10 protein-coding genes are annotated in these 12,704 nt (G+C 44.2%); 5 read left to right on the forward strand and 5 right to left on the reverse strand.

The genetic code is table 11. The features are described 5' to 3' along the window. Positions 1-122: 122 nt before the first annotated feature. Positions 123-1,370 carry a serine hydroxymethyltransferase gene (glyA, locus tag ACLWBD_RS09065; RefSeq protein ID WP_063207233.1) on the forward strand — a complete coding sequence of 416 codons (1,248 nt, stop codon included), beginning with the start codon at positions 123-125 and terminating at the stop codon, positions 1,368-1,370. Positions 1,371-1,460: 90 nt separating this feature from the next. Beyond that, positions 1,461-2,027, forward strand: coding sequence for a M23 family metallopeptidase (locus ACLWBD_RS09070; protein ID WP_413567976.1), 567 nt, complete (start codon positions 1,461-1,463; stop codon positions 2,025-2,027). Positions 2,028-2,243: 216 nt separating this feature from the next. Here the strand turns inward: ACLWBD_RS09070 and ACLWBD_RS09075 are convergent, their stop codons facing one another. Beyond that, a complete protein-coding gene (locus tag ACLWBD_RS09075; protein ID WP_081112214.1) occupies positions 2,244-3,221 on the reverse strand; it encodes a hypothetical protein in 978 nt (325 codons plus the stop codon). 415 nt (positions 3,222-3,636) lie between these two features. Here ACLWBD_RS09075 and ACLWBD_RS09080 point away from each other — a divergent pair, with 415 nt between their 5' ends. Then, positions 3,637-3,936: a hypothetical protein gene (locus ACLWBD_RS09080; RefSeq protein WP_413567977.1), complete on the forward strand. Its 300-nt coding sequence runs from the start codon at positions 3,637-3,639 to the stop codon at positions 3,934-3,936. Between the two features lie 16 nt (positions 3,937-3,952). Here the strand turns inward: ACLWBD_RS09080 and ACLWBD_RS09085 are convergent, their stop codons facing one another. Then, on the reverse strand, positions 3,953-4,606 hold the full coding sequence (locus ACLWBD_RS09085; protein WP_413567978.1) for a hypothetical protein: 654 nt from the start codon (positions 4,604-4,606) through the stop codon (positions 3,953-3,955). A gap of 179 nt (positions 4,607-4,785) precedes the next feature. Between ACLWBD_RS09085 and ACLWBD_RS09090 the strand changes: the two genes are divergently transcribed. Then, complete coding sequence (locus ACLWBD_RS09090) at positions 4,786-5,421, forward strand: phosphatase PAP2-related protein (RefSeq protein WP_413567979.1); 636 nt, start codon at positions 4,786-4,788, stop codon at positions 5,419-5,421. Here ACLWBD_RS09090 and ACLWBD_RS09095 read toward each other — a convergent pair. After that, entirely contained in the window at positions 5,418-6,170 is a 753-nt protein-coding gene (locus ACLWBD_RS09095; protein ID WP_413567980.1) for an alpha/beta fold hydrolase, read from the reverse strand. The genes ACLWBD_RS09090 and ACLWBD_RS09095 overlap by 4 nt on opposite strands. Before the next feature lie 10 nt (positions 6,171-6,180). Then, positions 6,181-10,173, reverse strand: coding sequence for an alkaline phosphatase family protein (locus ACLWBD_RS09100; protein WP_413567981.1), 3,993 nt, complete (start codon positions 10,171-10,173; stop codon positions 6,181-6,183). Positions 10,174-10,370: 197 nt separating this feature from the next. Between ACLWBD_RS09100 and ACLWBD_RS09105 the strand changes: the two genes are divergently transcribed. After that, on the forward strand, positions 10,371-11,585 hold the full coding sequence (locus ACLWBD_RS09105) for an MFS transporter (RefSeq protein ID WP_413567982.1): 1,215 nt from the start codon (positions 10,371-10,373) through the stop codon (positions 11,583-11,585). Between the two features lie 110 nt (positions 11,586-11,695). On the opposite strand, the gene ACLWBD_RS09110 is transcribed toward ACLWBD_RS09105, so the two are convergent. Beyond that, the gene (locus ACLWBD_RS09110) at positions 11,696-12,283 is read right to left on the reverse strand and encodes a YceI family protein (RefSeq protein ID WP_413567983.1); all 588 of its coding nucleotides are present in this window, start codon (positions 12,281-12,283) and stop codon (positions 11,696-11,698) included. Between the last annotated feature and the right edge of the window lie 421 nt (positions 12,284-12,704).

The following is a 12,704-nucleotide window of genomic DNA, read 5'->3' on the forward strand; positions in this document are numbered from 1 at the left end:
CCCTCGTTTTCTTATCAAGAACCTTGAATCATCTCGTCAGCGACACTGGTTGTTGAGGCTTTTCATTAAGTCCCATTCACGCAATAATTCTATCAATAAGAAGCCAAGTGAAGGAGCTTTTCATGCATTCCACGTCTCAATCTTTAGCGCAAGTTGATCCTGAAATTTTAGCGGCGATTAACAAAGAATCAGATCGTCAGCAATTCGGATTAGAGATGATTGCATCTGAAAACTACACTTCGCGCGCGGTGATGGAAGCTCAAGGATCTATCCTGACAAATAAATATGCCGAAGGGTATCCTGGGAAGCGCTATTACGGTGGTTGCGTCAACGTTGACACCGTAGAAAGTCTTGCAATTGAAAGGGCTAAAAAACTTTTCGGCGTTGGTTTTGCGAACGTACAACCTCACTCAGGTTCGCAGGCAAACATGGCTGTTTACTTGGCGGCTTGTAAAGCGGGCGACACTATTTTAGGAATGGATCTTTCTCACGGTGGACACTTGACTCACGGTTCACCAGTCAACTTCAGTGGTCTTTTGTTTAAAGCCGCTTCGTACAAGTTGGACGCTGAAACAGGTCGCATCAATTATGATACAATCCGTGCGACGGCAAAAGAAACTCAACCGAAATTAATCATCGCGGGTTACAGCGCATACCCTCGTCTTTTGGATTTTGCAAAATTCAAAGAGATTGCTGATGAAGTGGGCGCACAGTTGCTTGTCGACATGGCTCACTTTGCTGGCCTTGTGGCGACAGGACACCATCCTTCACCGGCTCCTTATGCAGATTATATCACGACGACAACGCACAAAACTTTGCGTGGTCCTCGTGGCGGTATGATTCTGACGAATTCAGAAGAAAAAGCAAAGACCATGAACTCACGCATCTTCCCGGGTATTCAAGGTGGACCGCTTGAACATATTATCGCAGGAAAAGCCGTGGCTTTCGGCGAAGCTTTAAAGCCCGAGTTTAAGCAATACAGTGAGAAGGTCATCCAAAACGCAAAAGCTTTGGCGGATGAGATGCTTTCTTTAGGTTTCAAACTTGTGACGGGCGGCACAGACAATCACTTGATCCTTGTGGATTTAAGCGATCGTGAAATCACAGGTAAAGTCGCGGAACATTCTTTGGATGAGGCCGGTATCACAGTAAATAAAAACACTGTGCCAAACGAAAAACGCTCGCCGTTTGTCACAAGTGGTGTACGTATTGGAACTCCTGCTTTAACTACTCGGGGCATGGGCCCTTCCGAGATGAAGCAGATTGCTAAATGGATTGCGCAAGTTCTGAATAATCCAGAAGATGTCGCAATGAAGTCCAAAATTCACGAAGATGTGAAGCAACTTTGCAAACAGTTCCCCATTTATTAGTATTAAAAGACCTGTGTCGTTTTGGAATTATCATCCGGTAATTCCAAAATAATGCTTTGGATCCGCAGGGTTATTAAGTATACTCAAAGCATGACACCAGGATGGAATCAGCTAGTTAAAATTGCAGGATGCATTTGCTTTGTAGGAGCGTTGGGCTCTTGCACCACTTTTCACACTCCCCTTTCACGCGAGTATTTCAAGCCGGGCGGCGCGTCTGACGCTCGCAGCATGGCTTCTGACCACAGTCCTTCGATTCAACAACAGTTGACCTTTGATTGGCCTGTGGATCGCGCTCGTATGACACGTGGTTTTTTACCTAAGAAAAAACGCCCTCATTTGGGTATTGATTTAGCAGCACCAAAGGGAACGCCGATTTTGGCTTCTCAATCAGGAACTGTGATCTATGCGGGTCGTGAGTTCCGTGGTTATGGAAAGATGGTATTGATCGAGTCTGGTGACGGCTGGGCAACGCTTTACGCTCACTTTGACAAGATCTTAGTGTCCGAAGGCCAAAGAGTTCACCAAGGCGAAGTTATCGGCGCCATGGGCCGTACAGGACGCGCTACGGGGGTTCATCTACACTTTGAGATCCGCAAAGATCGTGGCCCGATTGACCCGCTACCGTTGCTACCGATGTCAGCAACTGCAAAACTTTAAACAACTACAAAGTAAACTTAGAAACCCACTGCAAAGTGGGTTTTTTATTTCCTGCCCATGCACAGCGCGAGCAATTGGCTGAGCTTGGGGGATGATGATGATGATAAGCCCCGCCCGTTGAACTCAATCCCGAGAAAATAGAAGAGACATAGACATAAAAAAAACCCACAGCTTTTGACCGTGGGTTTTTATTTCACTCAAATGAGCAAGTTCAAATTAGAACAAGTTCAAGTTAGCAGATACTGCAACGTTTGTGCGATCGTCGCGGATATCTTTAGGAGTGAATTGTACGTTTGGATAAACGTAGATATCACGAGTAACAGAGATACCGATACCAACTGATTGGTATGGCTCAAGTTGGTAAAGACCTTCTTCAGTGTAGTCTTCGTATCTAGCAAATTGGAAGTAACCGAAAACTGTTCTGAAAGAGAATGTATCGTTGAAAGTGTATTCCGCGAATGGGAACAAACCTACACCGTAGTCATAACGAGCATCAACTTGGTCCATTGCACCTTTAGCGATGTCTTTATCGATAGAGATAGAAGCACCACCAGACCAGTTAGAAGAACCGAAATCAGCAAGCACAGTTTGGCTTACAGATACGTTACCCAAAAGGTTGTAGTAATCAGTAGAATCTTCTTCAGTGTAGTGAGAGTAAGTCACGCTAGAGATCATTTGCATGTCGAAAGCGCGGTAACCGTGGCTGTAATCAAGGTACGGAGTAGAAACTTGAGAACGGCGTACTTTACGGTTTGAGTTACGAGGATCTTGGAAATCCTTCGTGATGTCACCGTGAAGAGGATCCATTACAACGATACCAGTACCGAAAGAAAGGTTACCACCTTTAGAAACACGGTAGTTAACACCTACGTTACCAGACAATTGAGTCAAAGACTCGATTGAAGCAGATGCACGGTAGTTAGGACGGATAGCATCGAATGGTCTTTGAAGAGATCCACCGTTGTAGCCAAGGCTAGATTTGAAAGACCATTGAGATTTCGAACCAAGCTCAGAACGCATACGAGCATTCGTGATCTCTTCGTCGATATCTTTCTTCTGTTCTTCTTTGTTTTGAACGTCAGTCACTTTAACAGTGCTTGTGTTCGCTGTTTGGTTTTGTGCTTGCTCTTCTGCATGAGCAGCAACAGTAACCATAGTTCCCAAAATCAGTGACATCAAAATTTGTTTTTTCACTGGTTTCCCTTTCCTTAATGGTTTTTTGTTCTTGTTAAACTTCCCAAAAACTTTAAATCAAAAATCAAATTCACGTTCTTTCGGCTCCCAAAACAAATGGGGCTGAAAAAAGGATTCAAACTGGTCCCAAATTGGAGCCACCGAACTCTAATGAGCAAGTAAGGTGCCACGACTTCAGTCCCGTTTCAACACCATTTCTTAACTAAAACCTAAAATAAAAACCTCTTAAATTCGATTTGACGGAATTTGGTGGGTTCAAAATGACTTTAGACACACTTCGCCAATGCTTAAGAATGAGTAATTCACAAACTCCACTGAAAAATATTCAGCTTTCAGCACCCTTCCAATTCACTTGCAAAGCTACAAGTTGCCCAGCGCGTAAGAGCTTTTGATACTGAGAAGAACAGGAGGCCTCATGGACGAGTCGCAACGCCAGCTTTATCTAGAGCGTGATTATCTTCATCAGATTGGTATTTCTTTGAACGCGGCCCTTTTTATTGTGGATCGCCTGACGGAGGAAATTAAAGAAGAGGAAGGGCGCTTAGAAACGGACTCCGAGATTGAAAGACTGTTTCATCATCTGGCCGACTATCTTCTTAAAATAGATTCTTTAGTAAAAACTCGAAATACACATCTTTCAGAAGTTCTGAATGAAGAGATCGAAAAAGGAAAAACGGAGAGACTGCGCAAGAACTCTCCGTCACAACTTACTTAATATTAGAAGACACAGACTATTTGATACGACCTGAACCGATCACGGCTTGGGTCGTGTTGAAGTAACCCACCATTCCAGTTGGATCACTCACCCCGCCTGCGCCCACTAAAGGCAAAGACTCTTCAGGCTTAAACCACTGATAGCGATCTTCATCCGCTGGAGTTTGTTTGTCGAAGAAAACACGCACACCTTCTTGAATAATCATGCGGTTGTTTTGATAAACTTCCATCGTGGCATAATAAGGATTGCAGGTCGCGTTTCCGCACATCGCATGGAAGGCCACAACGTAGCCCGCGATATCGACTCGGCCATTGACTTGTTCTGTGCCGGAGTGAACCGTCGTCACGGGGACTTCTTGATTATTCACTAAGATCGTTGAAATCACAACACGAGGACCGGGCTGACCTTCTGGTGTCCAATGACGAGTGACGTTGACAACGTCAGCCTCTAAACCTTGTGCAGCGGCTTGTTCGCCAGCAGCTTGTGTTTTAGCGCCATCCACGACAGTCGCACCCATTTTATTTCTTTGATAACGAGCCGCAAATTCAGAATCCTTTTTTGCACATGCACTGAGGGACATCGCCGCTACTGCAAGAAGAGTGATGATTAAAAATTTAGCGTCTTTCATATACACCTCGATCTCTTCTTTATTGTGCAAGGAAAAAGCCATCAGAAGATTCTTCTAATAGCCTGATATTTCACGTGAATCTCATTCTGAGACGAAGCCCCTAATTCGCACAGAAGCGGCGAAGACAGATTTTGTCGAGAGCCGCTTAACGCGTTGACAAGTTCTTCTTTTCTGAGAAGCGACGATGAGCTATGTTAGGTCCTTAATGCAAGGTGTGGACTATGAGTTTGGTTATTAAAAGTTTGATCGCGGCAGGAGCTGTTGTCTTTTGGTTGTTCTCTCAAAAACTCTTGGGACAAAGAAATCAGAAACATGCCGGTGGAATTTATGATTCAGTTCATAAATTGACGGATAAGATCAATGCGATTTTACAACACCATCCCTGGGGGTCCCGCGCGCTTTTAATTTCAAGCTCTTTGATCGTTGATGCGTTAGGGATCTTCTTAATTACCTCAGCTTTATTCGGGCCATCGATTCGTCCTTTATTTGGACTCTTTTTCCTATTCGCCCTTCGTCAAATCAATCAAGCCATCACCGTGCTTCCAACTCCTGAGGGAATGATTTGGAAGGATCCAGGCTTCCCGTCTTTGTTTGTGACTTACGGGGTGTCGAATGATTTGTTTTTCTCTGGGCATACCGCGCTCGCGGTCTTTGGCGCTTTGGAATTAGCCTCTTTGGGTGGGCCCCTATTTATCACTCTTGCTATCTTCATTGTAATCTATGAAGTGATCACTGTTCTTTTATTAAGAGCTCATTGGACCATGGATGTTTTTGCAGGTGCCGTCACCGCCCTTTGGATGTTCACGGTGGCAGAGAAATTTTCTCCGGCCATTGATCAATGGCTTCTGCAATTTTAGATCTTTTCTTTTTCTAACCAGTTTTGCAGCTGATTCAGGATCCAGTGTGGGTCGTCCAAGAAAAGGTCATGCCCTGCTTCGGGATGCGTGATCAAAGGAAGATCCCATTTCTTCGCAATTCGCTCTGAGCAAGAGGGATGCACGACTTTATCTTTACCCGACGATAATACCAAGACCGGAACCTTGGGTTTTTCCCTTTGGGGAATCTGCGATGCCAAGGCCAATTGCCATAGGAAGTTTGTAGGACGCAGTGGATACTTCTGGCTTCGTTCTCCCCAGACAGGAGCCATGCTTTTGATTCGCTCTTCAGGAAGGAAACTTGTCATCTTTAAGACGCGTTCTTCCTTTACGACGTGGTCTTTCACAGCCGCGAGCTTTGCGATATTCAAAAAAGCTCCTGGAGTCATGCGACGATAAAAAGGAGAATTGTTAAGACTTGAGTTCACAAGAACGACCGCCCTCACCTCTTCCGGGTAGGTATGCGCCCATTCCAGTGAAAGCATTCCTCCTAAAGAAAATCCAAAAAGAATTTTTTTATTATCTGTGGGGACTTGAGAACGAAGACCTTCGATATTTGGCTTCACTCTCCAAGGAGTGGTCTTTTCAAAAAACTTTCCATTACCGATGATGTCCGGAGTATGCAGAAGGTCTTGCGGGAAGCGGGTCTTCATTTCGGGCAGAAAATCCCACCAGTGAAATTCTTCACTGACGATGCCACGAATTAAGACCCACTCTCTAGAACCCGACATGAACTTCCTTTTATGGTTGGAAGCTCAATCCTTTGAAATAAGCTTCCGAAGAATCTTTCGCGTCGTTTGAGTCGTGTTGGATAGTGATCGCTGCGATCTCCATGTCATCCACTGAAACGCCCGGGAAAGCTTTTGCTAAGTCTTCAGCCAAGTTGCGCTGGTAGTTTTGTGCTTTACCCAGCATATCTTGATTGTTTAGCAAAAGTTGTTTTGCTTCTGGCAAAGTCGCTACGACAATATTTTTGTTAGAGTACCAGTTTTCAAAAATCTGTCCGGCTTGTCTTGTTTCACCAGATACTTCATCACCCCAGTAGTAACCGAAAAGAACAACCTTGTCATTCTTTGGATCTACTAAAGTGCGGTCTCCGTTCGCTTTACCAATACGAACTGTGAACCAAACCTGGAAAGCCGAGTCGTCAATGCCCGTTTTGCCTTTTACCGGGTCAGCGCCTTTAACACCTTTAGTTACAGCCAGCTTCAAGTTCATTTTTGAAAACTCGACCGGTGAAAATCTGTAGGCCAAAGTAGTCATGCGCATAGAGTTATTAACACTCTTCATCAAAGCCCATGGCTCGCCATTGTATTCCGCCGTAATGTAACCAAAGTCTTTGTTATCATCCAAACCACCCGGAGAGCGCGACTCGTAATTGAACTGGTGATCCATACGGAAGTGCACCATGTTCTTGTGATTGTACTCAATGTTAATGCCGTTTGGCATGTTCGCGCGAGTTGCGGGGCTGACTTTTTTCACTGCCATGATGTCTGGAAGCTTTTGTACATCCAACACCGCATACGGGTCATAGCTTAACTGTGAGCTTGGCAGCTTTGTTTTCACTTCATAGCTTGATGCCGGGTCGTTCACTGCCGGGATCAATTGACGGTTCAACTCATGAGAGTTTCCGTACGGAAGGAAATCCACCAAGTGCTCAGCCTTCAACGAGTACACTTTCGCTAGACCGTCTTTTCCTAGGCGAGCGTAGCTTTGAGTTTTGAAAGGATGACGATTCGCTTCAGCTAAGATCACTTGCGTGTTCCAGCGAAGATTTTCTTTATCATCAGTCACATTCAACTCTGCCATCGATTGAACCAAACCTTTCATAAAGGCTTTTTGGTTAAAGCGCGAAGACAAGATACCTGCCAAGTGATCGGCTTTGATAGTTCCCATATCTAAAGCCATCAGCTTTTTCGGGAACTTCGAAGAAGACACAGTCACAACACCGTCATTGCTTTCATCAAACTGACCGATGATTTTCGTCGCTTTCATGAAGATGTGTGAATCTTCAGGATCACTTTCAAACGTCACAGAGAAGTAACGAGTCAAACCAATGAGTGATGTCTCATTTTTTCTCCAGAAAGCTTCCATTGCTGTCGGCGTGATGGATTTAGAAGCTGTCTTTTCTGTCTTACAAACTTCGGGACCTTCGTTTTCAGAAAGAGCTGAAACCAACGCGAAAGGAACGTCTGTCGTATTTAGGATGCTAGAGCCATGCAAAGGAGCCGCGACTGCCACGAAACCTTTCACGTATGTCGACACAAAAGAACCTGCTTTAGTAAAGGCATGAAGGGTATCTACAGCACCTTTAGAGTACCCCACGATCAAGTAGCGAGGAGCTTTGTGACCGCGTGCTTGACGGGCCTTAAAGTCTTCACGAAGGTATTTTAGAATGATCTCTGCATTGTAATCACTAGAGCATGTTGCTTCTACTGGTGGCGTGATTACACGCACACCCATTTCATCGCTGACAGCATTGAGACCTAGACTGAAGATCTCGCGGTCAAAGATGCTGTTATAGATGCCGGGAACATAAACTAGAGTCACGTCATCAAGCTTTTCATTATAGACTTTAGAAAGAGCCGTCGGGTAAACGCGTTCCTCCAACTCTGCTTCTTTGATGGCTTCTTTTAACAGAGATTGAACTTGTGCTACCTGCTTATTGCTTGCAGCGTTTAAAGCTTTATAACTCTTAACCAAGTCAGACTTATTAGAAGTCCACGTGCGAGCAAATTGCAGGTCGCGAGTTTCAGGGATGTAGGGCTTTTCCTGAACCACGATGGATTTTTCTAAAAGATACGGCATTTGGTACATCTTCATCACCGCGCGTTTTGCCGGAAGGATGTATTGCTTAAATTTATTCAAAGTAGAATCTAGGCCGGTAGCACCCTCTTCTTGTTTCCACTCGATGCCTGCACCTTTAGAGTCCTGTAATAGACCTACTTTTTCTTTTACTTTTTGCACGCGTGGGTCATTCATCAAGTTATCAACTGAACCTGAAGTTAGAACTGCGTCTGTCACTGCACCGATATCTTCAGGGCTGATCATTGTTGTCACGTCGAACTTGCTGATATCAAAGCTCATTGGAGTCAGAGCTTGAGAGGGAGACTTTTGAAACGGATCGAATTTGAAAGCATCCATGAAACTTTTCATTTCAGATACCAGGAAATACGGTCGTGTGTCAGAAACGAATCTTGAAATATGTTGGAAGATGCGTTTTTGCGAAAGATTCTTTGCTTCTGTCTCTACACCACGAGTGGCATTTTTCACGACATCTTCAAGAGCTTGCTGAGCTGAAAACTCCGCGCGGCGAGACGTCTCTCCAAAAAGAGATTTCGGCTCAATACCTAGGTAAGGAAGAATGTCTTTAGAACGAATTTGACCTGGGATCGCTCTTTTATTTGAAGCCATCAATCCGTAAGAAGATGATGCCGTTAATGAACCGTGTGTGCGGTACATTTTTGTAAATGCGCCTAATGAAGAGTTGATATAGTAACCGTCTTTCAAAGTCAGGATGAAATCTGGGAAGTCGAAATTTCTTTCGGAAGCTGATTCCACCAGACGATAGATGGCGTCTGGGTATAAGGAGTTTTCAGAAGCTTTGACTAGATCTTTAGGCTGGATCGCTTTGGGAGCCGCCTTTGTAGAAATATAAACCTTGTCGATACGAAGAGCATTTCCAGTCTCTGCATAGTAGTAATAAAGTTTGTTCTTTTTATCGTACTGAATGACGGCGCTTCCTTGTTGGGAAGTCACGGCCATCAAAGTTTCGCTTTCGTTATTACGATTGATAGTCACTGCAAGATCGAACCAGTTTTCTTTACGGAACTCCCCGATCAAGTTTTGCATGTTTTTGCGGTCTTTTAGATAAACTGGGGCCCATGTTCCCAAGGCCATAAGAGGGACTGCAACGTCTTTTGAATCTTTCAGTTGTTGAACATTATTAAGACCAGCTCTTTTAATAACGTCACCGATATTTACACCTTCAAGCTCTTGCTCTGGTTTACCTTCTTGAAAGCGGCCGATGTTACCGTGATCTGAAACTAGAACCACTTCAACATCTTGGCCTTTGTCTTTATAAGATTTCAAAAGACGCTTTAATTCAGCATCAAGAATGCGCATGACGGGGAACAGGCGGTCTTTTTGCGTGTGCGCTGTAGAATCGATCGCACCGATATAACCCGTTAAGAATTGTTTCGGTTTAGCAGCAATAAGGTCATCGACAACTGTTTTGATTTCTAGTTTTGGAACTTCTTCTGTAGGGAAGTACATCAAGGCTTCAACATACGGATTAAAGAAGAACTCAAAAGCGCCCATATAATACTTAGGGAAAGAAAGACGACGGTAGTAATCGCGAGGATCCCCTTGTACGGATTGAGTGGCATCATCAAAATAAGTTGCTTCCACAGATTTGATACGACCGGCATTACCGAAGATGTCTGCCGTGTGAGTCACCGAAGCCCAGGAAAGATCTGTCATTGAAGGAAAGGGAGCTACGTGAGCACCCGATTGTGAGAACTCCTTAAAAAGACCTTCGCGTTGCGCGGCTTTGAAAGCGTAATAACTAAGTCCGTCTACGCCGATCACAATTGTTTGTACCTTTTGCGGAGCCGCTTCCGCCTTTTTCCAAGGCATCGTGAAAGCGTGGGCCTGCGAAACCGGTGCTGCCATGCCTACGATAAAAGTGCTCGCCATCGCCACTGTTAAAGCTTTAAAGGTACGGATCTTCATAGAACCCTCCTGAACAAAAAAATTCGTCTCAACATGAATAAAGGCAAGGAGAGTGCCACGGAAGCTCCTGTATACGTGAGCTGATATGTCTCGGTCTGAGATAGCGACAATTTAGGACTGCTATTGAAAGGAAATCAGACGTCACAAAATGAGAACTTGCCAAAGAAGAAATCCAGGCGCAGATAAAGAGCATGCCCTTGGATTTTAAGAAACTCGTCAGTGCCCGCTTCTTCTTTACTTTCGCCGTGCAAATGCAAGCCGTCATTCTTGGATGGCGTATTTATGATCTCTTAAAAGATCCTTTGTATTTGGGATTTATCGGCTTAACGGAAGCGATTCCTGCGATTGGGTTTGCTTTGTATGCGGGATACCTTGTGGATCGTTTACGTCCCTTAATGGTGTATCGACGAGTTATTTACGTGAGCTTGCTTTCAGGTCTCGTCGTACTAGCGGAGCATCTTTTCGCACACGACATGAATGTTTCTACTCAGGTGGGGCTTTTATATTTCGCCGCTTTCTTAACGGGTCTTGCCCGTGCGTTTTCTCAACCGGCGATCTTTGCAATTGTTCCAAGACTGGTGGAGCGTGGACTTCTTATGCGCGCCAGTGCTGTTTCAAGCTCTGTGATGCAAGTAGCTCGCATCGGGGGACCGGCGGTTGGTGGATTGATCTTTGGTTTCTGGGGGCCGGTCGCCTCTTCAAGTATTGTTTGCATCTTGTTGGTGATAGCTTCAGTTTCTCTGATGTTAATTCGTAAGGACCTACCCGCACCGGAACAAACAGTGCAGCATGCTTCGATTAAAGATGAACTTCTCTCCGGTGGAAAATTCGTTTTCAAGCACCCGATTCTTCTGCCTGCCTTGTCTTTAGATATGATCTCTGTTCTTTTTGGAGGCGTGACCGCCCTTCTGCCTATCTTCGCGAATGAAATTCTTTTTGTAGGCCCCAAAGGACTAGGCATATTAAGAGCGGCACCACCTATCGGCGCAACCATGATGAGTCTTTACTTATCTAGAACAAACGGAATGCGCACGGGCCGATGGCTTTTAAGTGCAGTTACGGGCTTTGGTTTTTGCATCTTGGTGTTCGGCTTAAGTACGAATTTTTATTTGTCTGTAGCCGCCCTCGCGCTCAGTGGAAGCTTCGATAGCATCAGCATGGTGATTCGCTCGGCCGCAGTCCAATTATCATCCCCAGATCATATGCGTGGAAAGATCTCGGCCTTGAATTCAATCTTTATCGGCTCATCAAACGAAATTGGCGAACTTGAATCTGGGATAGCCGCAAAGCTTTTAGGAACTGTACCGGCTGTTTATTTTGGTGGAATCATGTGCATTCTGACGGTCGGATTGATCGGCTATCTATCGCCTTCTTTGCGAAAACTCGATCTTGAAAAACTTCAGGCGACTTAATGTTTTTCTTTAAACTCATCGTTAGACATTAATAACTAACATCGTAAAATAAAAAAAAAGCCCCGCATATTTGGCGAGGCTTTTTTTAGAATTCAATTTTCTGGAACCAATTACTTCTTAGCAACCAGGTTCAAGTTCAATTCGAACTCATCGCTGATGATTTTATCGCCAGCAAGTTCTTTAAAGAAGTTGCCTGAACCGTATTTGATACCCCATTTAGTACGGTCTACTTTAACAACCGCAGTACCTGTCACAGTGTCTTTACCAACAACAACTTTTGCTGGGAACTCGATAGGTTGAGTCACACCTTTGATCGTCAAGTCACCTTTTACAGTCACTTCGTCTTTTGATTTCGGAGTCACTTTAGTAAGTTTGAAAGTAGAAGTCGGGAATTTTGGAACGTTGAAGAAGTCATCGTTAGAAAGGTGACCAACAAGTTTCTTGTTGTACTCAGCATCTTTCACATCGTTATTTGTGATAGAAGCCATATCAATAACGATATTAGCAGATTTCAACTGTCCTTTATCAACAGTCACATCACCTTCTTTAACCGCGATAGCGCCATCATGAGCACTTCCAACTTTCTTAGTGCCTTTCCAAGCAACTGTCGAAGCCTTCGTATCAATTTTATAAATATCAGCCGCCTGAGCAGAAACAGCTGAAAGAACCAACAATGCACTCAATACTAGTTTCATCATTTTCTCCTTAAAAGATGTCGTTCAATGTTGTTGAACAAACAAACTATTTCGTAATTAAGAAAAGAGATCAACCTTCGACAAGAAGAATAAAACTAAGATCCATAAACCACTCTCAACACCCTTTCAAATACCCAACCCAAAGTCGCTACAAAGAGCGGCCATTCACATTCCCCTAGACCAAAAAACAAAATGAATCCCATCCAAAAACAATCTTCAAAAATAAAAACATTCCCAAATTGAATTAAAGATTAAGAAAAATCACCATCCACACAAAGAACCAAAAGACCCCTGGCGCCTTTTGGTATAAGTCCTCGCAGATCCAACACAAATGAAGCAAAGCAGTACAAAAAAGAACCAGGCACTTAAAAAAAATAACGCAGCATAGACCCAAAAAAGAAGCAGGCACACCCAAATGCTGGCG

Source organism: Bdellovibrio sp. HCB117 (genome assembly GCF_047305915.1).
GTDB lineage: Bacteria > Bdellovibrionota > Bdellovibrionia > Bdellovibrionales > Bdellovibrionaceae > Bdellovibrio > Bdellovibrio bacteriovorus_B.